The 24,867-nt window shown below is 40.8% G+C and carries 22 protein-coding genes; 5 read left to right on the top strand and 17 right to left on the bottom strand.

The genetic code is table 11. The features are described from left to right. Positions 1–11: 11 nt before the first annotated feature. The 6 genes from folM to K5Q58_RS08260 form a co-directional block, all read right to left on the bottom strand. A complete protein-coding gene (folM, locus tag K5Q58_RS08285) occupies positions 12–737 on the bottom strand; it encodes a dihydromonapterin reductase (protein WP_220753471.1) in 726 nt (241 codons plus the stop codon). Between the two features lie 115 nt (positions 738–852). Continuing rightward, positions 853–1,497: a GTP cyclohydrolase I FolE gene (gene folE / locus K5Q58_RS08280; RefSeq protein ID WP_220753470.1), complete on the bottom strand. Its 645-nt coding sequence runs from the start codon at positions 1,495–1,497 to the stop codon at positions 853–855. A gap of 70 nt (positions 1,498–1,567) precedes the next feature. After that, positions 1,568–1,924, bottom strand: a complete 357-nt coding sequence (gene folX / locus K5Q58_RS08275) for a dihydroneopterin triphosphate 2'-epimerase (protein WP_153912748.1) — start codon at positions 1,922–1,924, stop codon at positions 1,568–1,570. 130 nt (positions 1,925–2,054) lie between these two features. Next, positions 2,055–5,123, bottom strand: coding sequence for an efflux RND transporter permease subunit (locus tag K5Q58_RS08270; protein ID WP_220753469.1), 3,069 nt, complete (start codon positions 5,121–5,123; stop codon positions 2,055–2,057). Positions 5,124–5,199: 76 nt separating this feature from the next. Next, complete coding sequence (locus K5Q58_RS08265) at positions 5,200–6,300, bottom strand: efflux RND transporter periplasmic adaptor subunit (protein WP_220753468.1); 1,101 nt, start codon at positions 6,298–6,300, stop codon at positions 5,200–5,202. Between the two features lies 1 nt (position 6,301). Next, on the bottom strand, positions 6,302–7,387 hold the full coding sequence (locus K5Q58_RS08260) for an efflux RND transporter periplasmic adaptor subunit (protein ID WP_220753467.1): 1,086 nt from the start codon (positions 7,385–7,387) through the stop codon (positions 6,302–6,304). A 142-nt stretch (positions 7,388–7,529) separates the two neighbouring features. Between K5Q58_RS08260 and K5Q58_RS08255 the strand changes: the two genes are divergently transcribed. Together K5Q58_RS08255 and K5Q58_RS08250 are read left to right on the top strand one after the other, a co-directional pair. Further along, a complete protein-coding gene (locus K5Q58_RS08255) occupies positions 7,530–7,919 on the top strand; it encodes a thiol-disulfide oxidoreductase DCC family protein (RefSeq protein ID WP_220753466.1) in 390 nt (129 codons plus the stop codon). 21 nt (positions 7,920–7,940) lie between these two features. After that, positions 7,941–8,717, top strand: a complete 777-nt coding sequence (locus tag K5Q58_RS08250; protein WP_220753465.1) for an SDR family NAD(P)-dependent oxidoreductase — start codon at positions 7,941–7,943, stop codon at positions 8,715–8,717. Positions 8,718–8,802: 85 nt separating this feature from the next. Here K5Q58_RS08250 and mdh read toward each other — a convergent pair whose 3' ends face one another. After that, positions 8,803–9,738 (bottom strand): malate dehydrogenase, encoded by a 936-nt coding sequence (mdh, locus tag K5Q58_RS08245; RefSeq protein WP_220753464.1) that lies wholly within the window; start codon positions 9,736–9,738, stop codon positions 8,803–8,805. Between the two features lie 317 nt (positions 9,739–10,055). Between mdh and argR the strand changes: the two genes are divergently transcribed. Beyond that, a complete protein-coding gene (gene argR / locus K5Q58_RS08240; RefSeq protein ID WP_153912722.1) occupies positions 10,056–10,526 on the top strand; it encodes a transcriptional regulator ArgR in 471 nt (156 codons plus the stop codon). A 153-nt stretch (positions 10,527–10,679) separates the two neighbouring features. Here argR and K5Q58_RS08235 read toward each other — a convergent pair whose 3' ends face one another. From K5Q58_RS08235 to K5Q58_RS08210, 6 genes are all read right to left on the bottom strand, one after another. Continuing rightward, a complete protein-coding gene (locus K5Q58_RS08235) occupies positions 10,680–11,618 on the bottom strand; it encodes a Dyp-type peroxidase (RefSeq protein ID WP_220753463.1) in 939 nt (312 codons plus the stop codon). A gap of 108 nt (positions 11,619–11,726) precedes the next feature. Further along, positions 11,727–12,755, bottom strand: coding sequence for an ABC transporter ATP-binding protein (locus K5Q58_RS08230; protein WP_220753462.1), 1,029 nt, complete (start codon positions 12,753–12,755; stop codon positions 11,727–11,729). Position 12,756: 1 nt separating this feature from the next. Then, positions 12,757–14,388, bottom strand: coding sequence for an iron ABC transporter permease (locus K5Q58_RS08225; RefSeq protein WP_220753461.1), 1,632 nt, complete (start codon positions 14,386–14,388; stop codon positions 12,757–12,759). 53 nt (positions 14,389–14,441) lie between these two features. Continuing rightward, positions 14,442–15,461 carry a Fe(3+) ABC transporter substrate-binding protein gene (locus K5Q58_RS08220; RefSeq protein WP_220753460.1) on the bottom strand — a complete coding sequence of 340 codons (1,020 nt, stop codon included), beginning with the start codon at positions 15,459–15,461 and terminating at the stop codon, positions 14,442–14,444. A 224-nt stretch (positions 15,462–15,685) separates the two neighbouring features. After that, on the bottom strand, positions 15,686–16,435 hold the full coding sequence (locus K5Q58_RS08215; protein WP_220753459.1) for a ferredoxin--NADP reductase: 750 nt from the start codon (positions 16,433–16,435) through the stop codon (positions 15,686–15,688). A gap of 40 nt (positions 16,436–16,475) precedes the next feature. Then, the gene (locus K5Q58_RS08210; protein WP_220753458.1) at positions 16,476–17,060 is read right to left on the bottom strand and encodes a DUF5610 domain-containing protein; all 585 of its coding nucleotides are present in this window, start codon (positions 17,058–17,060) and stop codon (positions 16,476–16,478) included. Between the two features lie 265 nt (positions 17,061–17,325). On the opposite strand from K5Q58_RS08210, the gene K5Q58_RS08205 reads away from it, so the two are divergent. Then, entirely contained in the window at positions 17,326–18,807 is a 1,482-nt protein-coding gene (locus K5Q58_RS08205) for an FMN-binding glutamate synthase family protein (protein ID WP_220753457.1), read from the top strand. A 532-nt stretch (positions 18,808–19,339) separates the two neighbouring features. Here K5Q58_RS08205 and K5Q58_RS08200 read toward each other — a convergent pair. Together K5Q58_RS08200 and K5Q58_RS08195 are read right to left on the bottom strand one after the other, a co-directional pair. Beyond that, on the bottom strand, positions 19,340–19,588 hold the full coding sequence (locus tag K5Q58_RS08200; protein WP_153912714.1) for a hypothetical protein: 249 nt from the start codon (positions 19,586–19,588) through the stop codon (positions 19,340–19,342). Between the two features lie 138 nt (positions 19,589–19,726). Beyond that, positions 19,727–21,514, bottom strand: coding sequence for an ABC transporter ATP-binding protein/permease (locus K5Q58_RS08195; RefSeq protein WP_220753456.1), 1,788 nt, complete (start codon positions 21,512–21,514; stop codon positions 19,727–19,729). 382 nt (positions 21,515–21,896) lie between these two features. Here K5Q58_RS08195 and K5Q58_RS08190 point away from each other — a divergent pair, with 382 nt between their 5' ends. Further along, positions 21,897–22,070, top strand: a complete 174-nt coding sequence (locus tag K5Q58_RS08190) for a hypothetical protein (RefSeq protein WP_102528249.1) — start codon at positions 21,897–21,899, stop codon at positions 22,068–22,070. Positions 22,071–22,139: 69 nt separating this feature from the next. Here K5Q58_RS08190 and aroG read toward each other — a convergent pair whose 3' ends face one another. Beyond that, on the bottom strand, positions 22,140–23,192 hold the full coding sequence (aroG, locus tag K5Q58_RS08185; RefSeq protein WP_220753455.1) for a 3-deoxy-7-phosphoheptulonate synthase AroG: 1,053 nt from the start codon (positions 23,190–23,192) through the stop codon (positions 22,140–22,142). Between the two features lie 320 nt (positions 23,193–23,512). Then, positions 23,513–24,742, bottom strand: coding sequence for a tetratricopeptide repeat protein (locus K5Q58_RS08180; RefSeq protein ID WP_220753454.1), 1,230 nt, complete (start codon positions 24,740–24,742; stop codon positions 23,513–23,515). Positions 24,743–24,867: the final 125 nt, after the last annotated feature.

The raw sequence follows: 24,867 nt of genomic DNA, 5'->3' as shown, positions 1-24,867 counted from the left end.
ATTTACTGGGACTATTTCAACTGCCTTCCACCATCAACGGCATAACTGCGACCAGTGACATATTGGCTCGACAATAAGTACTCTACTAATTCGATAATCTCGCTGTTGCCAGCTTCTATTGGCAATATCGCTTTAGCTAGCGCTTTGGCTTTATAGGCATCATCGTCGCCTTCATTAAATAATATCATCGCTGGAGCAATGGAGTTCACTTTGACAGCTGGAGCTAATTTGGCTGCAAATGATAAGGTCATATTATGTAATGCTGCTTTACTCGCCGCGTAAGCAATATGCTTCTGGCTGCCCTTTTCAGCGACATAATCAGTAATGTGAATGATATTACTGTCGCCAATACTGTCACCCGCTGAGGCAACTAATAGCTCCGCTAACGCCAAGTTTATTTGATAAGGCGCACTGACATGAATGTTCATCATTCGTGCCATAATATCGGCAGAAGTAACCTCTGCACTGGTTTTATCATTATGCCAATCAGATGCGTTATGAATGATGCAGTTTACCTGTGGATGCTGAGCTTTGATGCGACTAAGCATGTCATTGATTTCATCTGCTTGGCATAAGTCACACTGGTATAAGTCTGCGCCGAGCTCAAGTAGTTCGTCTATCGATGGGTAATGACTTCTGAACGTGCCTATAACGTTAAAACCTTGAGCTAAAAAATGCTTTGCCAAGGCATAACCAATTCGTTTTCCGACACCTGTAATAAATATGGTTTGTTTCATTTGAGTTCTCTTATTCTTGTATTGAGCCAGTAGTTAAACTCACATAATAAAGGTCATTAGCAGCGGCTAATGACCTAGTGTCTGTTATCCATCATTCATGAGTTAGCTGAGTGAATCAAGCCTTTGAGAAAAACTCAGCTCTTGAAGCAGGGTTATTTTTAAAACAACCACCTAGGGCAGAGGTTGTGGTGTGGGATTGCGTATCTGTTACACCACGAGACTTTACACAGTAGTGAGTAGCGTTAATGCTGATGGCCACGTCATCGGTTTCAAGTAACGTTTGTAATGCCACTAATACCTGCTGAGTTAGTCGCTCCTGTACTTGAGGTCGTTGAGCAAAAAAGCGTACTAAGCGATTAATTTTCGACAGCCCGATAATCTTCTTTTTCGGTATGTAGGCGACATCAGCTGTGCCATCGATAGTAATAAAATGATGCTCACAAGTGCTGACGACACTGATATCACTAACTTTGACCATTTCCTCAACACCCATTTTATTATCTATTTGAGTGACTTTTGGGAATTGATGGTAGTCAAGACCGGAGAAGATTTCATTGACGTACATTTTAGCGATACGGTGGGGTGTTTCGCACAAACTGTCGTCGGTTAAGTCTAAACCTAATGTCGATACAACTTCAGTCATCAACCCTTGAATGCGTTCAATTTTTTGCTCACTGGTCATGTCGTTTTCGACCAATGGCGTTTCAAGACCTCGTTCAATAAGAACTTGCTGCACTTTACGTGCTTCATCTGAAATCATGTGTTTTCCTTATGGCAACCCGTGCCAAATAAAAACCACACCGTTACGTGAAAGCTTACTAGGCTTTCGCTTATTTGCGCTGCTCTAAAGACAGTGAAACAGAGTCGGCAAAACGTAAAGCATGAGGTTTGTCAATTGTTACTCGAGACATGGTAATTGATGGGTGTTCGCTACAAATTGCCAGTACATCAGCAACCAACTTTTCAAGCAATAAAAAGCGCCCTTCTTCCACATGTTGAATAACTTTTTTAGTGATAACTTTGTAGTTAAGTGCGTCGGCAACATCATCGGTTTGAAACGACTTGTCGGCGGGATATTGGATTTCAATATTAATCACAACATCTTGCTGCTTTTCACGTTCGTCTGGATTAAAACCAATGAAGGTGCGTAAACGAAGATTAGTAACTTTAATAATAGCTTGGCTAATAGACATAGTGAGCCTCGTGTGAATACAAAACGTGATACGTGAGAATGAGCAAGTTAGATCACATAAAAAAGAGCCAACGTTTTTACAGTTGACTCTTATAGTTATAGCGATAAATCGTCAATTTTGCGAACTAAAACTCTTTATAGTTTCGATACTTAACTTTAAAGAAGATGATATAGAACACTGGCACAATGATCAGAGTCAGCATGGTAGCGACACCTAAACCAAACATGACCACTGCAGCTAACGACTCAAAGAAGGCATCTGTCAGTAGTGGTAACACCCCTAAAATAGTCGTAACAGCAGCCATACAAACAGGCCTTACACGACTCACCGTTGAGTTAAATACCGCTTCGAAAGTTTCAATACCATCATTGATATCGGTATTAATTTGATCGAGTAATACTATGCCATTTTTAAGTAACATGCCTGATAAACTCAGCATTCCCAGCAGCGCCATAAAGCTAAATGGCTTATCAAGGATCAGCAATCCAGATGTAATACCAATAATCGCTAGCGGTACACATGCCCATATAACCAAAGGCTTTCTCACTGAGTTAAACAAGAATACGGTGATAAGGAACATGAACAAGAAACCTAATGGCAGAGTGGCAAACAATGACTCTTGCGCATCGGTTGAAGATTCATATTCACCACCCCATTGCAGCTCATAACCTACTGGCAATTCAAGTGCTTCGACTTGAGGCTTTATTTGGGTGAATAACTCGGCAGGCAAAATGTCGTACTCAAAATCAGTATCAGCAAATACAGTTAGAGTACGTTTGCGATCGCGTCGCTGAATAATCGGATCTTCAAATTTCACTTCAAAGCCATCAACCACTTGTTGTAACGGCACAAATGCGCTTAACGCAGGACTCCAAATGCGAATACTTTCCATTGATTCAATATCAATACGTTCGTCTTCAGGTAAGCGTCCAATAATCGGTAACAATGTTGTACCTTCACGGTACACACCGATTTGTAAGCCTGTAAAAGAGAATTTAAGGGCTTCGTCAACTTCACTTTTAACAATACCTAATCGACGAGCCTGGGTTTCATTAAAGCGCGGCGCAATGTATTTTACTCGTTCACGCCAGTCATGGCGCACATTGACTGTCGCTGGTGTAGCATTAAAGATTTCCATCACTTGAGCCGCAATAGTTCGCAGTACATCAGGATCTGCCCCACTTATCCGGGCTTCAATTTTCGCATCGGTAGATGGACCAATCTCTAAACGCTTAAACTTAAGCTGTGCTTGAGGATAACTTTGCTCTACGTCTTTTCTAAACTTCACCATCACATCAGTTAAGGTTTCAAAGTCAGTAGTACGAATCGAAATCTGCGCATAAGATGCATAGTTTTTTTCAGGCGAATACGTCAGCAAGAAACGCGGAAAACCCTTACCTATGGTCGAAGCCACATACTCAACATTATTCAGTTCAACCGCGATAGCCTCCATTCCTTCAACCACCGTTTGGGTTTCACGAATATCTGTGCCTTCTGGCATCCACACATCCACTAAGAATATCGGTGTTGTCGATGGCGGGAAGAAAGATTGCTTAACGTATGCAAAGCCGTAAATTGACACACAAAACGCAATAACGACAGCAACGACGCTAACCCAACGAAAGCGCATACAGACATCAAGCAGTGCCTTGTAGTACATGAAGAATGCACCGCCATATGGATCTTTTGGCTCACCTTCTGACTTTTCAGCTTCTGCGCCGAAAAATAATTGTGCGAAGAACGGTGTAATCGTGATGGCAGTAATCCAAGATAAAAACAGTGAAAACAACAATACCCAGAAAAGAGAACCTGCAAATTCACCGGTTGAATCCGGCGATAAACCAATTGGCGCAAACGCGGTAATGGCGATAACTGTCGCACCAAGTAATGGCCACATCGTTTGTTTTACAATACCCTGAGCCGCCTCAAGGGTCGTTTGTCCTCGTTGCCGCCCAATAAGTATGCCTTCAACAATAACAATGGCGTTATCCACCAGCATACCAAGGGCAATAATCAGCGCCCCCAGTGATATCCGCTGCAGTTCAATTTCAGCTTGCAGCATCAACATGAAGGTGCCTAAACAGGTTAAAAATAAAATTAACCCGATTAATATCCCTGATTTAAAACCCATGAATACCAGCAGTACACCAACCACGATCACCACTGCAGCAATCAAGTTCCATACAAAGCTACCTACCGATGCATCCACCTCGTTAGGCTGGTTGTACATGGTTTCAATCACCATCCCCGCAGGACGGACACTTTCGATACTAGCAAGCTTAGCATCAATGGCTTTACCCACCTCAACCACATTCACGCCAGTTGAAAATGAAATACCAATATTAATGGCATCATGTTGATCAAACTTAAGCAAATTAGTGGGAATATTTTGAAAGCCGCGCGAGACTGTGGCGACATCTTTTAAATAAATGAGTTTGTCACCCTGGGTACCCGGGATAATCAGCTCTTCAAGCTCGCTCACCGACTTAAAGCCGCCACTGGTGCGGATTTTCAGGTTATCGGCAGACACTCGGATATTACCGGCATCTGACACCATGTTTTGCGAATTCAGCAAGTTTTGAATAAGCGATGGATCGATGTTCGAACTGGCCGCTTTGTTCAGCGACATTTCCACAAACACTTGTTCTTGTTGATTACCTGCTAGTGACACCTTGCCCACACCTGGCACCAGTTCAAGCTCACGCTTAACATAGTCAACGTAATCCAGAATATCGCGGTAACTGTAGTCTGTACCACTGACCATTAACATGATGCCGTATACGTCGCCAAAGTCATCATTCACAATCGGAGTTTGCACTCCAGGTGGTAAACTAGCCGACATATCGTTTACTTTGCGGCGCAGCTCATCCCATATTTGCGGTAGCTCTTCTGGGCCGTATACGTTTTTCATGGTCACGGTGATTTGTGACATACCTGAGGTGCTCAGCGAGCGTATATAATCCACATAAGGCAAAGCTTGAATTGCCTTTTCAATGGGATAAGTCACTTCCTCTTCTACTTCTGTAGATGTTGCGCCAGGATATAAAGTCACTACAACAGCATCTTTAATGGTAAATGGTGGATCTTCTAACTGACCTAAACCGGTAAATGCCATTAAGCCACCGATCAGTAATATCAATGTGAACATCCAGCTGATAACGGTATTTTTTACAAAGTAGCCTGCTATATTCATTACACACATTCCCTTGTATCAGCTTTTCTGGTGGCGTTTGGATTGTTTAAACTCAGTGAGTATTGATGATTCATCTTTACCCCTCCTGCAGCAATTTGACTTGCTGACCTTTAACTAACCGCGCCGCGCCAGTGGTAATGATGGTTTGGCCATCATCAAGTCCACTTGTCACTTCGATTTCATCACCGACAATCACCCCTAAGGTGACAGGTTGATATTGAATAGAGTTATCTGCCGCGTTATAAAGCCACACGCCACTTGTTTGAGTATCGATATCACTGCCGTCTTGCATCACAACAGCTTCAATAGGCACCAAAAACTCTCGATGGTAGGTGTAAGTCATGTTACTTAAGTTCACCGTCACTTTAGCGGGCATCCCCTCGAGCACTTTGTATTTAGGGTCTAAATCCACCGCGATAGTCGCAATATATGTTGATGTGGTCGGGTCTTTTTCAGTGTTAACTTCCAATAACCGCCCTTTAAAAGTGGTATTCGGAAAAGCTTCAAAGCTCACATTTAATGCTCCAGGCTTCTGCCTGTCCTCTTGCTTTTTCGATACCGCAATTAACATATCAGGGATTTGCACATCGACTTCAATTCGTTCAACTTTTTGGATGCTCAGCACTGACACTCCCGGCTGCACGTTTTCAAATGACTCTAGAAATACATCACTGACAATGCCAGAGAAAGGTGCTCTAAGTTCCGTATACTGCAGATTTAACTGCGCTTGTCGCTCCTCAGCTTTAGCCACTAAATATTGGGCATTCATTTGATCGTATTCAGATTGAGCCATCAACTTGCTTTCAACCAACTGTTTACCACGCTGAGCCTGTTTAAGACTGACTTCCATTCGAGCTTTACGATCGCTTAAGGCAATGGTGTAATCACGCTTTTCAAGTACGGCTAATAAGTCACCTTTTTGGACAACTCGACCCTTTATTGCAGGAATACGCTCTATACGGCCTTCAACACGAAAGGATAAATTGGTTAAATCCTGCGCCCTAGCAACACCATTAAATTCGCGCATCACTTCATTGTTGGCATCGGGTAAGGTGTATGTTTTTACTAAGGTTTTAGTTGGCTCGATATTCACCGCACGTTCACATGCGGATAAGCTCAGAAGTCCAAATATCACCACTGCGATGCTATTGGATCTAGCGTACTGAATTATTTTCATATTATAGCCCTCGCTCTTTAATCCACTTCACCGCAGCTTGGCCATCTTTAAGCTCAGCGGCTCCTGCGACGACGAGCCAATCACCATCATTTAGCCCTGACATCATCCGAGTTCCCTGTAAGGTAACAGGTACCTTTTTGACTCGTTGCTGAGTCGGTGACCAAGTAAATACATAGGCTTGTTGTTTTTCTTGGACCACTGCGCCTTTGGGGATTTTCGGATGGGCATCGGCTGTTCTTGCGGGCAACTTAACTTTAACTCGTGCTGACATTCCAGGTAGGACATTCAACTCCTCTGGCATAGGCAGCGTTAAGATAATGGTGTAACTACTGGTGGTGGGGTCAGCTACAGTATTGAGCTCTTTTAAACGAGCAGGATACCATTGCTCGCGGCTATCAAATTTAACTTCTATATTATCAATATCTTCTAGACTTTTATCCGACTTTTGTAAAAAGCCAATGAACTGCTCAGGTAACTGAAAGCTAATATCAGCAGCGGAATCTGTACGGATGCCCATGACTTCTTCTTGGGCTTGTACAAATTCAAATTCACGCTTATTACGTTTAGATATCACCCCTTGATACGGCGCTCTGAGCTTAGTGTAAGTGACATCTGTTTTGGCTTTGTCTAATGCAGCTTGTGCAATAGTGTAATCACTTTTAGCTTGATCATAATCATTACGTGATACCACGCCCTGTTCAACCAGTGACTCATTCCGCTCAAATAACACTTTAGCCAACTCATACTGTGCCTGCGCTACTGCGAGTTGTTGCTGGTATATATCACTGTCTAAAATAGCTAAAATATCGCCAGGTTCAACAGGGTCTCCAGGTCTCACTAATATCTGTGCAATCTCACCAGCCACTCTAAAAGATAATGCCGCTTTGTCAGATGCTTTCACTTCACCGGGTAAGAAACGCTCACGATATTCGGTACCAACATCAACTTGGATAACTTTAACTGGCCGTGGGATCACTGTATTTGAGACTTCGTTGGCATCTTCGGCAACGGCAATATTAATAAAGGTGCTAGAAATAACAGCGGAGGTTAACAATAAAAAAGAAGTAAACTGGCTGAGTTTCTTCATATTTTGTTCCATCAAAAGTGTGCAATTAGTTTGATACTAACACTCAATTACACCTCAGAATAGGTGCGAAAGCACACATAAAAGATCCATTCTGTGATATTCGGCGTAATACTTTCTAATCAAAACAAGTCGAGGCAGTACTATGGAGTTACGTATTTTTTATGATAGCGCTTGTCCATTGTGTAGCAATGAGATGCAGCAGCTTAAGAAGCACGACCGCCTACACAAAATTGAGCTTGCTGATTTAAACCAAGAAGGCTTCGAGCAAAAGTATCCTCATATCGATCTTGCAGTTGCCAATTCTATTTTGCACGCAGAAACCAATACAGGTGAAATATTACGTGGCCTTGACGTTACCGCCAAAGCTTGGGCATTAACGGGTAAACATAAATGGATACAACTACTGAGGTTACCTTGTATTAAACCCTTTGCCGATGTGGCATATCGTGGCTTTGCCAAAAACCGGTATAAAATATCTTACTTATTAACCGGTCAACAACGCTGCGAAACTGGCAGTTGTAACCTAAAATAATTATGAGTAATTACAATAAGTATGAATAATCTCGTGCTAAAGCCCGTCAATTCTGCCGTAATTATTGGTTCATCTTCCGGCATTGCCAATGCCATCGTTGATGAACTTATTGAGGATGTTGATATAGAGCAGATCATAACCATTAGCCAAAATGAGAACAGTAACCTCAGCGGAAACCACGGCAATGACATCAATCACGTACATAAGGTTTGTAATTATTCAGCGCAAAGCATTGCCAATGTTTGCCAAGATTTATCATCAATCAAAGGCTACTTGGTCAAAGTGTTTATTTGCAATGGCAGACTGCATTCTGTAAATACTGAAGATGAAACCGCAATAAGCCCAGAAAAGCGCTTAGAAGAAATAAATCCTGAATCAATGCAGGCTTTGTTTCACTCAAACGCCATAGTACCCATGCTGTGGTTGCAACAGTTAGCGACTGTGGTTAATAGCAAACAAAATTGTGTTATCAGTGTATTAAGTGCCAGAGTGGGCAGTATTAGTGACAACCATTTAGGTGGGTGGTATAGCTATCGCGCATCAAAAGCTGCCTTGAATATGTTACTTAAAACCACAGCAATTGAATATGCTCGCAGGGCCAAAAACGTCAAACTCATTGCCTTTCATCCAGGTACTACCGATACCGAGCTATCTAAACCTTTTCAAGCAAATGTACCTGAGGGTAAATTATTCACAGCAGGATTTGTCGCTAAACAATTAATGAAGACTCATCAACAACTGGTCTTTGATTGCAAAGCTGAATTTTTAGATTGGCAAGGAAAAACGATTAACTGGTAAATTGGCTATTTGATGATCAATTAGATAGCAGGCACAAAAAAGCGAAGCTCAAGGCTTCGCTTTTAAAGTTAAAAAACCAAGTGGTTTATTTAACGAATTCAACACCTAGGTTGATATCGCCTTTTAATGTATCAAGCATTGCATCACGAGCATTCGCTTCAAAAGCACTTACTTCACCGTAAGCTAATACTTTTTCTACGCCGTTTTTACCAAGTACAACTGGTTGCGCGAAGAATTCAGCATGTTCACTGCCGCCATCTACGTATGCACATTCAACAACGTTCGCTTCACCTTGAAGACCACGAACTAAAGATAGGCCGAAACGACATGCCGCTTGACCCATTGAAAGTGTCGCACTACCGCCACCCGCTTTAGCTTCAACAACTTCAGTACCAGCATTTTGGATACGAGTGGTTAATGCAGCAACTTCTTCATCAGTAAAGCTTACGCCTTCAACCTGTGAAAGAAGTGGAAGAATAGTCACACCACTGTGGCCGCCAATAACGTTAATGTTAACGTCAGCAACGTTTAGACCTTTAAGATCTGCGATGAAAGTTTCAGAGCGGATAACATCCAGTGTAGTCACACCGAATAAACGATTCTTATCGTAAACACCTGCTTTTTTAAGCACTTCTGCAGCGATAGCAACCGTTGTGTTCACTGGGTTTGTGATCACACCAATTAAGGCTTTAGGGCAAGTTGCTGCTACTTTTTCAATGAGGTTACGTACGATACCAGCATTGATATTGAAAAGATCTGAACGATCCATACCAGGCTTACGTGCAACACCCGCTGAAATAAGAACAACATCAGCATCAACTAGTGCAGGAGTTGGATCTTCACCTGCAAAACCAGCCACTTCAACGTCTGTTGGGATGTGGCTTAAATCAACAGCAACACCTGGAGTAACAGGAGCAATGTCATACAGAGACAACTTTGAGCCTGCTGGAAGTTGAGTTTTTAATAGTAAAGCTAGGGCCTGGCCAATACCGCCAGCAGCACCAAGTACAGCTACTTTCATAATTATCTCCAATAACGTTCTAGTGTTTGACTTCTAAGTTTATGATTCGCAGTCTGTGACATAGATCATATTTCTTGTGGCGTCACATTACTGCATCAGCGACACAATTTCAATTATCCCTTAGTGGAGTAAAGCAATTAACTTATTCTATGATATGTATATAAATAATCACTGATTTACCCACTTACACTGTAAAGTGAATTTTTATTCACCAATTTAGCTTATTTCTTGACTTGTGTTGTTTATATATTCAAAATGAACCCGTTTTGTGAATATATTGTATTCATTTTAAAAATTACTAATAAGACGAAAAAAATATGCCAGCGACCAAGAATCAGGATGAACTCGTTAGAACGTTTAAGTCGATACTAAAGGAAGAGCGCTTTGGAAGCCAAAGTGAGATAGTTAATGCGCTGCAGGCGGAAGGGTTTGGCAATATCAACCAATCAAAAGTTTCGCGTATGCTGAGCAAGTTCGGTGCTGTTCGTACCCGTAATGCCAAGCAAGAAATGGTGTATTGTTTACCTGCTGAGTTAGGTGTGCCTACTGCAGGTAGCCCAGTCAAAAACTTAGTGTTAGACGTTGATCATAACCAAGCTATGATAGTGGTTCGCACCAGCCCGGGCGCTGCACAGTTAATCGCTCGTTTGCTAGACTCAATAGGTAAGCCTGAAGGAATTTTAGGTACCATTGCCGGAGATGACACAATTTTCATCTGTCCATCTAGCATTAAGACTATTGATGATACGCTTGAAACGGTTAAGTCACTATTTAACTATAGTGAGTAGCTTTTACGAGTAGCTTTTACGAATAGCTGTTATGAACCATTTTCGTAATTAATACCTGCATGTTTGCGAGTATCAGCCAATAAAAAAGCAATGCCTAGGCATTGCTTTTTTATGTCTCAAATTTATGTGATGGCTTGTGCCATTACAATGAGATTAGTCGTTAGCAAACTGTGCTAAAAAGTCTAACGAAGGCGCAAAGAATGATGAACCGGTTAATGCTTTAGTGAACTGCATCAAGTGATCATGATTACCGTGACCATCACCATGTACCATGCTACGAAGCATTTCTTCAAAGTGAGTCGGCTTGTTGCAAGTAGAGATAAACATCAAACCTTGCTCTTTTAGCGAACCAAACGGCATACTTTGACGCAAAATCTCCATCGACTTACCATCAGCATCTTTTAGATTAACTCGCTTGATATGGCTGGTTAATGGCTTATCTTCTGATGCATATTCAATATCATCTTGCTTAGTACGACCGATAATATCTTCTTGCTTCTTCTGCGGTAGACGGTTCCATTTACTTAAGTTATGCGCATATTTTTGCACATGAACATAACTACCACCTTTAAATGAGATATCCTCATCTGCCACTAAAGCAACATCTTGACGGCTACGCCCTTTCGGGTTTTCTGTGCCATCGACAAAGCCGGTTAAATCACGGCTGTCCATAAATCTAAAACCGCGTTCTTCTTCGATTAACTCAACTAAACCTTCAAACATTTGGCTGATTTCGTTGGCAACCAAATGTAAGATGTCATAACGATCACAGCGAATATGCATAAACAAATCATATTCTATCGCTGGCGCGTCACGATTACCTTCACTCATAGCAGGAAAAGGACGAAGTTGCGCAGGACGTTGGTCGCCAAAAATGGTGTCCCAATAGTTAGCACCTATTGCGACGAAGCCATTAAAAGCACTGTCTGCATATTGATCTGATAGCTCATAAATATATTGAGCAACATTGGCTAAACAAGGGCGTAGTTGGGCTTCAACGCCGTCATTTACATTGAACATCAAGTAGACGCTATGCAAATTCCCTTCAGCACAAACTCCTAACTGTTCACGAGGCATATTCTGTGTTTCCATTTTGGAATCAATCACCTTTAACAATAATAAGATTAAAATAGTGTAAGGTAATTAAGCAAATTATTCCTTACGCTCTAAGCAATTATTAACCAACTTTGACTTAAATCACTAAAATATCACTAACGGATGCGCCGATACTGATAGGTTAACTTTTTGGCCAAGTGTCAACGTCGTTAATTGACTTCTCACTTCGAGCGTTTGTAACCCTACTTTAACCCAATAATGACAAATTGTACCCAGAAAACGACGCTCAACAATTTCGCCATGTCCTTGAGCGGCAGGTTGTAAGTCAATCTGTTGTGGTCTTAATAACAACTCACCTTGACTATTAAGAGGATGATTAAGGACTGTAGTGCTTTCAATTAACCCTAAAACTGAGGATATCTGTGTCGTACTTTTAATCGTTACCGTAATGTAGTTACCTTCACCCAAAAACTCAGCCACATAACGTTCATTGGGCTCACCATATAACTCTTCAGCTAAACCATGTTGAACAATGCCACCTTGTTTAAAGAGTGCCAATTTATCGGCAAACACAAAGGCTTCATCTTTGCTGTGCGTTACAAAAACCGCACTAACATTGCGCTGTTTGAGAATTTGTCTGATTTCTAACATCATTTCACTGCGCACTTGCGAGTCGATATTAGAAAATGGTTCATCAAGCAATAACAACTCAGGTTGGTAAGCCAGTGCACGAGCAATAGATACCCTTTGCTGCTGCCCCCCCGATAACTCGTGTGGGTAACGTTTACCAAGTCCTTCAAGTTTTACCAATTGCAACATATCATCAAGACGCTCACAGCGCTCTTTATCCGTTAAACCTTTAACGCCAAATAAAATATTGTCACTTACGGTTAAATGAGGAAATAAAGCGTAGTCTTGGAAAATCATCCCTATGCCACGTTTTTCACTTGGTACGAATACGTCATCAGCACTAAGCGTTTGACCATTAATCGCTATACTACCTTCACTGATCGCTTGTAGACCGGCAATTGCACGAAGCAAAGTGGTTTTACCGCAGCCACTAGGGCCTAACAGAGCTACTATTTCACCTTGCTCTAACGTCAGGTTTAACCCATTAAGAATCACCTGTTCTTGGTAGTCACTTTTTACATTTTTAATGGTCAATGTGGACATATTAGCTCTCTTGCTCCAAAGAACGGTTAAGATAAATCAACGGGATAAGTCCAACAAGAACAATCACAATTGCCGCGAGCGCGCCATGTTCAAGTTGCTCATCTGAAACGAATTGGAAGACATGGGTTGCAAGGTTTTCAAAACCAATTGGACGTAATAATAGTGCTGCTGGCAGCTCTTTCATACTTTCAATGAACACTAACAGCGCACCAGCAAAAATACCTTTACGCAATAAAGGTAAATGAACTCGCCATAATAACTGTCTTGGTTTTTGTCCCATGGTAATGCTCGCCATATCTAGTGAAGGCGAAATACGCTTATAACTGTTTTCAATACTGCCAATTGAAATCGCGACAAAACGGACACAAAAAGCAAAAATCAGTGCAAAGACACTACCGGTAAATAGCAAGCCTGGACCACGAGCATCAAAGTAGTCATAGATATCGTTAATAGCGAAATCCAAATAGGTTAGCGGCACTAACACCCCAATGGCTAAAACTGTGCCAGGTATTGCGTAACCAGTACTGCTCAACCTTGAAGGTAAGATGTCACTTTTACGCGGACTAACACGCCTGATAAACATCATCACTAATGCCAGCACAACACAAATAAAACTCACCACAGCTGCAATGTATAAGCTATTAAAGCTGTATTGCCAGAAGCGGCTATTCCAACTCTCGTCGAAGTAGTCGACGGCATAACCCGCAAGCACAGTAAACGGCAGTAAAAAAGCTAGCACAATGAGCAAGCTGCAATAGCCAAATGATAACCATGCTTTAAAGCCTGATAAGTGATAACGATCAGATTCAGTTAAACGTGATTGCTTTTGAAATAACTCTTGTTTGCGGCGAGCGAAACGCTCGAAGCCAACCATAGCGAAAATCACTAATAACATGATGGCTGAGAGTTTAGCTGCTGCGGACAAACTTCCATATCCAAGCCAAGTGTCATATACAGCGGTAGTTAAAGTCGGTACGGCAAAGTAACTCACAGTAGCAAAGTCGGCAGCGGTTTCCATTGCTACCAATGCCATCCCAACAGCCAAAGCAGGCCTTGCCATAGGTAAACCTAGACGCCAAAAGCTTTGCCATGGGCTACAACCCATAATACGTGAGGCATGTAATAAGCTTGAGGATTGCTCCATAAAAGCAGTACGGGCCAACAAATAAATATAAGGAAATAATACCAAGGACAGCATGACTGCTGCGCCGCTTAAACTACGAATATCAGGGAAATAGTAATCTTGAGGGGAAGTCCAACTAAATGCTTGTCTTAAAAAGCGCTGCACAGGCCCTGCATAATCGAGCATGTCAGTATAAACATAAGCAACAATATAGGCTGGCATGGCCAAAGGCAGTAACAGCGCCCATTGGAAATAGCGGCGGCCAGGGAAATCACACCTTGCCACCAACCATGCTGCAGGAACAGCAATAACCAAAGAACCGAGACAGACCTGCAACATCAGCAACAAGCTGTTACTGATATAGGTAGGTAAAACGGTATCAATTAGATGACTAAAAACAGCTTCGTCAGGTAGTGTAGCTTGTACTAAAAGTGCAAAAAGCGGCAATATTAATATTACCGCAATCGCATAACCAGCGAGCGACCAGCTTCTGGTTAAGCCTAAGATCATAAATACTTTCCAGTCAGTGCCCCATGACTACCATAGGGCGAGATAAAGCATCCTTACAGATCAAATTTTACTTCATCAAGTAACTTCACTGCAGCTTGATGATTTTCTGCTAGCTTGAAGATTGGCAGACTATCAGCTTTGAAGTCTCCCCATGAAGCTACCATGTCAGAAGGTGTTACATCCGCTTTAACTGGATATTCCATGTTAACTTCTGCGTAAGATTTTTGAGCTACATCAGACGATAAAAATTCCATTAATTTTATCGCATTATCTTTGTTTGGTGCAAACTTAGCTAATGCCATTCCTGAAACATTGATGTGAGAGCCACGATTTTTCTGATTAGGGAAGTTAATGTATACCGCTTCAGCCCAGCTTTTTTGCTTAGGATCTGTCATCATTTTACCGAAGTAGTAGCTGTTACCAATAGCAACATCACATAGGCCTTCTTTAACAGCTTTAACTTGAGCGCGGTCATTACCTTGTGGCTTGCGTGCTAAATTAGCTTTTACACCTTCAAGCCATGTTTTCGTTTCAGCTTCACCATGGTGAGCAATCATAGAAGCAACTAATGCGATATTATAAGGGTGCTTGAAGCTACGAGTACAGATTTTACCTTTGTACTCTTCTGACGCTAAATCTTCATAGCTTAAGTCAAGCTTACCTACACGATCTTTAGAAGAGTAAACGTTACGAACACGCATAGTCAGAGCATACCAGTCATTTTCAGGCGAACGATATTGCTCAGGAATATTATTATTGAGAGTGTCGCTATCAACATCAACAACAAGATTTTTATCAACCAGTTCCATTAAGCGAGAAAAATCCGATGTGAGAACCACATCAGCAGGTGAAAGACGACCTTCACGAGCAATACGTTCTGCTATACCGTCTTTAGCAAATACCACATTGACTTTGATACCAGTATCTTTGGTGAATTGCTCTAAAATCGGCTCAACAAGAAAAGCTTGTCGGTATGAATAAACAGTAAGATCATCAGCGGCTGTTGCAGCGATTGAACCCATTGATGACACAGTAGCTAAACCTAACAATGCTAGACTTTTAAACGATTTCATTCCAAATTCTCCTTGGCTTGGCATTACTTAATAATATTGAACAGATTGGTTAAGTAATTGCTTATGGAAATGATAATAATTATCAATTGCGGAAAGGATAATAGATCACTGCTTAAGGAGCAAGTGTTGTTTATGTCTACAACCTAGGTTATTTAGAAAGGTTTACGGTGATTATGATGTTAAAAGCTGTACAGTTTCTATTCCGTACAGCTTTTTAAAGATGGCTACCAATATTTCTCTACGGTAATTTGACCTGGTGCACGACGTAAATTTTTAACTAACCCCTTCTCATTTAATGCCGTTTGCGCATCAGTAATCATACCGGGATTACCACAAATCATAACTTGTGAGTTTTCTGGATTTAAGGCAACGCCTGCTGTTTGCTCAAGAATACCACTTTGCAATCCATCAGGAATACGGCATGAAAGGCCACCGTCATAACTTTCACGGGTCACTGAAGGAATAAACACAAATTGGGTGGGAAACTTTTCTTGTAGCGCGGTTAATTCTGGTAAATATGCCAAATCTTCAATCAACCTAACTCCATATACCAACACTACTTTATCAAATCGCTGCCATGGCTCTTCAGTTTCCATCATTGAGATAAAAGGACCAACAGCAGTTCCTGTCGCTAGAAACCATAAATGCGGGCCTTGTAGCGCCCCAGTAGGGATTTCATCTAGTGTCATAAAGCCTGCAGCTTTTGTACTTACTTCAATGCTATCGCCAATGTTAAGCGCTTGCAGATCAGGCGATAACTGACCGTCTTCCACAGCCACAGCTAGCACTTCGACATAATCTTTACCCGGTGGATTAACAACAGAGTAGGCGCGCGCAATACGCTTTTCATCTCGGATCTGGCTTAATTTAATAAACTGTCCAGCAATAAATGGTTCAACATCGGCTTTGATGCGCAGCGAGAATAACTTCTCATTCCATTCAATACGTTCAATGACGGTACCCGTTGTCCACATAAGCTATTCCTTCAATCTTAGATGCATAAATTCACTGTGCTCAGTCTGCTTGCGGCGGAGTTGTATTTTCTTTAAAGGCTTCAAGCCCAGCTTGTATCAAGCTATAAGTTTGCTCAACTCCTGCAGCAATGTCTCCTTCAAGCACCTTTAACCCCGATAGTATCTCGCTTGCTTCTTTAAAGCCTTGATCTATCGCACCTGAAATCTTCTCCATAAAGCTATCTAATTGCTCAGTAAATTCCATTTGGCTATTTTGTTGCTGATGCACTGAAAAAAAGTTAGTCGCAAAACTGACTATACGCTCTGCCGTTGCTTCTGGCGAATAATCCACATCACTCTCAGCTGCTTTCTGTATGGCGTTTTCACCCATTGAAGGCGCAAGTTCAACATTAATTGCATCTATGGCTGCACGATATAATAACGCCATAGATTGATCGCCTGCTGCGATACTGACTTGTTCTTGTGCCGCCAAAATACTGCTATTTTTAAGCTCTCTGCTCACTTGGCTAATTGAAACTTTATCAGTTTGCTGGGATGAAGCACTTTTATCAGCAGAGGTATCATCAGTTAATTGTTGACGATTATTTGCTTTGGCATTTAATTGCGTTGGGTTATATAACTCCATCATCAGCTCCGGTTAAAGTATGTACAATTGAGGATAACTTAGTTATCGACCATAATCTTCAGACCTAAAGTTAAACCCTAAATTTAAAGCATAAAGTTTAGGTCGAATATATTTGCACACATAACACATGCCTTAAATGACCTAGAACAAGCGCATGGGTTCATCCATAATAATGATAGTCAAGAAGTAAACAATTTAGCTACTATCAATCACTAATAAATACGGGTTGCGATAAAGGCCCAAGGAACATTTTTAAGGAACAAAAATGCAACCACATTGGTTTATTGTCGGTTTAGAAATTTTTACAGGATTATTCTTAGCCTGTATTGCGTTTGGTGTTATTGCAATTATTTATATGTATATCGCCGATAAACTTCAAACTAAACAAGCAATTCGTCATAACTACCCTGTGATTGGCCGTTTTCGATACCTGTTCGAAAAGCAAGGCGAATTTTTTAGACAATACTTCTTTGCTCAAGACAGAGAAGAGCTGCCCTTTAATCGCGCTGAACGTAGCTGGATATATCGCGCAGCTAAAAATATCGATCGCACCATTTCTTTCGGCTCAACTCAAGCGCACGATAAAACTGGCACAGTGATGTTTTTAAATGCAGCCTTTCCCAAATACGATTCAGATCAACATAGCGACAAAACAGTCACTATCGGTGCAGAGTGCGAAACTCCATATCAAACATCAACTGTTTGCCATATTTCAGCCATGAGCTTTGGGGCTTTATCTCGCCCTGCTGTCACCGCCTTGTCGCACGGTGCTGCACAAGCGGGTTGCTGGCTAAACACTGGTGAAGGTGGATTAAGTGAGCATCACTTAAAGGGCAATTGTGATTTAGTGTTTCAAATAGGTACTGCTAAATATGGTGTTCGAGATAAAAATGGCAAGTTAGACGATGAAAAGTTAAAAGCAGTTGCGGCTCATGACAATGTGAAGATGTTTGAAATAAAGCTCAGCCAAGGCGCTAAACCCGGTAAGGGAGGTATTTTACCTGGGGTTAAAGTAACAAAAGAGATTGCTGCGATCCGCGGTATTCCAGTTGGGCAAGACTCTATTAGTCCTAATGGCCATGCTGAGTTTAACAATGTGGCAGATATCCTCGATATGATAAATCATGTCCGAGCAGTAACAGGAAAACCCACTGGAATTAAAGCTGTGTTAGGTGACGAGCAATGGTTAATTGATTTATGTGAAGAGATTAATCAGCGGGGAGTTGAACATGCTCCTGACTTTTTTACTCTAGACAGTGCGGAGGGAGGTACTGGCGCTGCGCCACAAGCCTTGATGGATCATGTGGGCTTACCAATTAAAGAAAGCTTACCGATTGTCATTAACCTACTGAGACAAAAAGCCTTAAAGCAAAGGATCAAAGTTATTGCTAGCGGCAAGATGGTTTTACCTTCTCAAGTCGCATGGGCATTAGCCACAGGCGCTGATTTTATCGCATCAGCCCGCGGGAATATGTTTGCGCTAGGCTGTATCCAAGCACTGCAATGCAATAAAGACACCTGCCCTACAGGTATTACCACCCATAACAAACATCTACAACAAGGATTAGACCCGCGTAATAAATCAGCAAGAGTCGCCAACTATAATCGTTCACTTCATCATGATTTAAAAATTATTGCTCACTCATGCGGTGTCAGTGAACCAAGACAATTAACTCGCCATCACGCAAGAATTGTTACAGAAAGCGGTATTTCTATCTCGTTAGATAAATTTTATCGACAGTATTAATAAGCGAAATAAACCGCTTACAGGCAAGAATAATTTTAGAGTAAATAGTTAAATTAGTAAAAACTATTAGACCAATTGCTAATATATTGACAAGCGATTACTTTGGACTATTTTTATAATAGGTGTAAAATTGTGACACAGAGCACATTTAGGGGCTTACTTTGAAAACTGAAAATTCGATTATGACATCCAGCGGGAGTCATAAATCAATGTCACTAACGTGCAGTAACTGCGAAAAACTTTCTGAGATTGAAGGTGAAAAGGTGTGCTTTGAGCAAGGGAAAATCACCCGATTGATTGAAGATGTTAGTAGTACTTCGATGATTACAATGGTCTGCAATAGCTGGTCTAAAAATAGATAAACACAAGATAGATATTCTCAAAAAATATCTTTACACATACGGTAAGCGTATATCAATCCGATTTTTAGGTAACAAAAAAGCAATCATCTGATTGCTTTTTTTATGTGCCTTTTGAGTCACATTAGAATCATTGGATATCTCCATTACAGGGACGGCTTATCCAAAGAAAGTTACACCAAAATATCTGCCGCGCTATCGTCTGCTTTCAATAAACTGTCTTCGCTTTCGTTATCGTTTATTTTTGCAAGTGTTAGCCCACGGGTAGTTACAATCAAACCTGCGCATAATTCATCATAGACAGACTGTAGTTCATCTTGATTCATTTCTCGCTTCTCAAGCGTAGCCATAATTGCAAACCAATCTGTGGTCACTTTATGTTGTGTACCCTCTAAGGCTGCTATTAAAGAAATGTTTTGCACTAACGACCTCCATATTTAGGCTTAATTACCTGATAATTTCCTATTTACCTAAACGATCTCAATCCTTTCCAGGCAATTAAAGTTAATTATACACAAAAACTGCACTATCAAAGAGAGAAAACATCTACAAGCAGCACTTCAAAGTGTGATTGTTTGCTCATTTTGGATTCGCCACAGTTTTGCATACACGCCATTTTGGTCTAATAAGCCCTGATGCGTGCCTTGTTCCGCAATTTTCCCTTGGCTCAAAACCACAATTTTATCTGCATCAATAATGGTCGATAAACGGTGGGCAACCACGAGACTAGTATGTCCTTTTTCAGCTTCTTTCAATGCCGTCAAAATGGCTTGTTCCGATTTACTGTCCAATGAGGACGTCGCTTCATCAAATACTAGAATGGGTGCTGATTTTAAAATAGCTCGAGCAATGGATACCCTTTGCTTCTCCCCACCAGATAATTTTAACCCGCGCTCACCCACTTTGGTTTCCCATTGATTAGGTAAAGATTCAATAAAGTCGGTTAAGTTAGCTAATTTAACAGCTTCTTTGAGCTCATCAACGCTTGCTGAAGGCCTGCCATAAAGAATATTGTTATAAATGGTGTCGTTAAAAAGCACAGTATCTTGCGGCACAATAGCAATAGATTTCCTTAATGCTTGTTGAGTTAGCTGTTTAATATCTTGCCCATCAATTGTCACTGTACCACTGTCAACATCATAAAATCGAAACAGCAATTTAATTAAGGTTGATTTACCTGCACCGCTTTCCCCCACAACAGCCACTTTTTGCCTAGCTGGAATGGTAAAACTGACATCTTTTAATATCGGTCTTTCATCGTAATTAAAGCAAACATGATTAAAAGATAACTCGCCTTTTGTTGGCACCACATCCGATGCATGCGGCGTATCTTGAATGGCTGGCACTTTATCCAATAAACCAAACATGCGCTCAATATTAGCCAAAGCACCACGAATTTCGCGATAAACAAAACCGAGGAAGTTAAGTGGGATAAATAACTGCATCATAAACGCATTAATCAATACAAAGTCACCTAAAGTCATATTAGCCTCAGTAACCTCGTAGGCCGCCAGCCACATCATTGACGTCATCGCTATGGCGATAATCAGCGCTTGACCTGCATTCAAAGCAAATAGAGACAGACGATTTTTGCGTTTAGCCACTTCCCATTGATCTAGCGCAGAGTCATAACGCTCTGATTCATAAAGTTCATTATTAAAATATTTAACGGTCTCATAGTTTAGTAAGCTATCTACTGCACGGGTATTTGATAAAGAGTCTGCATTAGCAGCATCACGAACAAACCCTGTTCGCCACTCTGTTGCCACTACTGAGTAGCCAATATAGGCCACTACGGCAACTAGTGTGATTAGAGCAAAGCCGATACCATAATTAAAAAAGAAAATAATAATAACTAAACTGATTTCGAGTAAGGTTGGTACGATATTGAACACCATAAAACGCATCAAAAAACTGATGCCGCTGGTGCCACGTTCAATGTCTCTTGATAAGCCACCGGTTCTGCGGTCTAAATGAAAGTCGAGATCCAAGCGATGTAAATGCTCAAAAACCGCCAAGCCTAATCGCCTTATTGCGCGTTCAGTAACACGTCCAAACAGCGTATCCCTTATCTCTCCGATAATGACATTTAGAAATCTGACTGAGCCATAGGCGATAACTAATGCAACAGGAACTCCAACTAACGCAGCCGTCTTTTGCCCATCTAAGCTATCGACTAAATCCTTTAAGATGAATGGTAAACCTACGCTGGCAAGCTTGGCGACAATTAGGCATAACATGGCCAATGCAATACGACCTTTGAACTCGAATAGGTAAGGCCACAATAATCTCACGACTTTCCAGTTCAGCTTACCTACTGGTCCATCAAAATATGCCGACGGTCTCATTTATTTCCACCAATTAAAAATTATATTCACTTCAACAAAATAGCCAAGAAGCCTTATTTACAATCATCACATCAACATTAAGTTAACACTTTTTCACTGAGGTAATATTTATTTAAAATCAATAAACGTCGATAAACATTGGTCATGCACACATCATTTTTAATGCATTTTAATAGCAAACCGAGCAATAAATAATACTTTAGAATTACTTTTAGCCAATTTAAGTAGTTATAAAGGCTAGTTTTAATAAAATAATTCAATAAATAAGCAAATAATCGCGTGTTTCTAGTTCAGCAACCAAAGAGAATTTGATACTCTTTATTGGATACTTTTTGGCGGATTATACTAGCCATTAACATTTTCCCCGTTCAAAGGAAGCAACATGTTAGACGCAGCAAAAGTTCAGCACCCACCATTACAACTAATACAAACATGGGTATGGATGATGATTGAATCAGGTAACCCTGAACTTCAAGATAAAGGAAGGAACAATCTAATTTCGGCATTTGGAAGCCTAGCTAAAGCCAATGAGTATTTAGCCAATACCAACAAATAAATAAGGCGCTAAATAGCGCCTTATTTTTGCAACTGAATCCGAATATTAGATAGCCTATTGAATTAATGATTAGCCACGTCTTTTAAGTACGCTGTCACTCAATGTAGCAAGCAACTTTTCAGTGTCGCTCCAGCCGATACACGCATCTGTAATACTTTGTCCGTAACAAAGCTCTTTTCCGACAACAAGGTCCTGACGGCCTTCTTCAATGTTACTCTCAACCATCACACCAAAAATATTTTGGTTACCTGCACTAATTTGTCCTGCAACATCTTCAGCAACAAGCATCTGCTTTTTATAATCTTTACTACTATTAGCATGACTGAAATCAATCATAATGTTCTTTGGCAGCTTAGCTTTATCTAACTGGGCCTCAATTTTAGTCACGTCACCTTCGCTGTAGTTAGGAGCCTTACCACCACGTAAAATAATATGGCAATCAGAGTTGCCTTTAGTCGATACAATCGCTGAATGACCAAATTTGGTCACAGATAAGAAATGATGCGGGGCACTGGCAGCACCAATTGCATCGATAGCGACTTTGATTGTACCGTCGGTGCCGTTTTTAAATCCAACCGGGCTTGATAAACCCGACGCAAGTTCTCGATGCACTTGTGACTCAGTGGTTCGAGCACCAATTGCTCCCCAACACATCATATCAGCCACATATTGAGGCGTGATCATATCGAGAAACTCACCCGCAGTTGGAATACCTGATTCATTCAAATCAACCAATAACTTACGTGCCGTTCTTAAACCATCATTTAGCTTAAAGCTATTATCCATGTATGGGTCGTTGATTAAGCCTTTCCAGCCCACTGTAGTGCGAGGCTTTTCAAAATAAACACGCATAACAATTTCAAGTTGCTCTTTGTATTGTTCACGCAAGGTTATTAAACGCTTACCATAATCTAAAGCAGCTACAGGATCGTGAATTGAGCAAGGACCAATCACAACCAACAAACGATCATCTTGGCGATTTAAGATACGGTGAATACCATCACGAGCATTAAACACGGTTGCTGATGCCGTTTCTGACGCCGGAAATCGCTCTAAAATAGCGATTGGAGGCAATAGTTCTTTTATCTCATCAATTCTAACGTCATCATTTTGGTAATACATATTTTATACAGCTCCAGCAAACAGTTTATTTATGCCAAACTTAAAGGTTGGCAGTAAAGCATAACGCACAGCTTTATAATTCAAACAGTACCATACAATAATTCACTCAATCTATGGTTTTATCTAATTTATGAGTATAAATCACTGTTAATAAATAACTTTAAAATTAACATTTTAAAATAACTAATAAATTCATTTATTTCGGTTAACCGAGATACTTTCAGGCGTGCTTTGAGACGAAAATAAAAAACCATTTTCAGCGCTATCTGAAAATGGTTTTCTATGTTGAAGCTAATGGATGATGACTAAAAGTGTTAGAACTAATGCCGCATCATGGCTTGAAGCTTCCCTTTGTATCGATTTTGATTCGTTTGATCGATACTTAGATCGAGTGCTTTTTCCATATTCTTCTTCGCTCGTCTTTCATCACCCGTTGCCCAATAGGCACGTGATAATCCAAAATAAAACTCATGACGGTAATCTGCTCTGTCCACAGCACGCTTATACCATACTAATGCCTCTTGATATTGCTTTTCAAAGTAGGCTTGTTGAGCCATATCAAAATAATAAAATGGATTATTAATACGTGCGAGCTCCAGCACTTTATGAACTTGTTGCCACTCCTCTAATCTATCTTGCTCGCCTAGGATGATAGCTAAATTATATAAAGTGGTAATATTTTTAGACTCTAACTGAAGTACATGTCGATAAGCTTTTTCAGCTAACTCATCCATGCCTTTATGACGATAAATCACGGCTAACGTATTAATGCTATTTACATAATAGGGATCCAGTTCAATAGCCCTTTTAGCCAACGCATAAGCAAGATCGTATTGATTTTTAACCAGTGCTTCTGCTGCGACATTATTAAAATACATTCCAGCTAAAGTCTGTTTGTTTATCTGTTTTACTCTATAAGCTCTAACAGATCTTTCAGGTAAAAAATCTACTAATATCTCTGAACCTCTCATACTGAACGTATTCGCTTGGTCACGGTGAAGGAGCTTCATGTTCACGTGACCATTCACTAGATAAAAACCACCCCGTCTATCCCAGATAGGCTCAACATCAATATCTTGATATTTAACAGGTACATCAAGCACATCTGCGATAGCTGTCGACAACACCACCAGCGACATGCAATTTCCAGCACGCTCCTGTGCGGTTACGCTAGCCATTCTGGTGTAATGATCGCGATACTCAAAGCCACCGTTTTGAGCATTGATATATTCTGCTAACCATTTATTGACAGGCATTTTCTCACCAGTGATCCCAGCAGATCGCGCATACTGTCTCCTTATGTCATTTACCATTTCTTCGGGGAGCTCAAATATGGCATCTGTTTCAGGAATGGCGACAGCAGTAAAGTCACTGTCGCTAAAAAGTGAACTGGCTTTCGCGGTATTTTTTGCTTGTGATGTGCTTCTACAACCTGAAATGATGGAAAAAGAGAATAAGAAAATCAACAAATATAAGCTATGGATCAATAACCTAGCAAGCGCTGAAGACCCGCTAAAAATAAATATCGTACTTTCATTTTTTTGTAACATTTTTATGCTCCAGCTAATGCCTTTATTAAGCATAGATGCAAGTGCAAAAAATGAGACACTTAAACGTTACAAAACTTATCTAACAAACAAGTCAAACTATCGCTGTTTTCTTAAAAATGAAGATA

The organism is Shewanella sp. KT0246, from assembly GCF_019654955.1.
Classification (GTDB): Bacteria; Pseudomonadota; Gammaproteobacteria; order Enterobacterales; family Shewanellaceae; genus Shewanella; species Shewanella goraebulensis.
The sequence above is the reverse complement of the archived record's forward strand: the minus strand, read 5'-3'. Positions and strand labels throughout refer to the sequence as shown.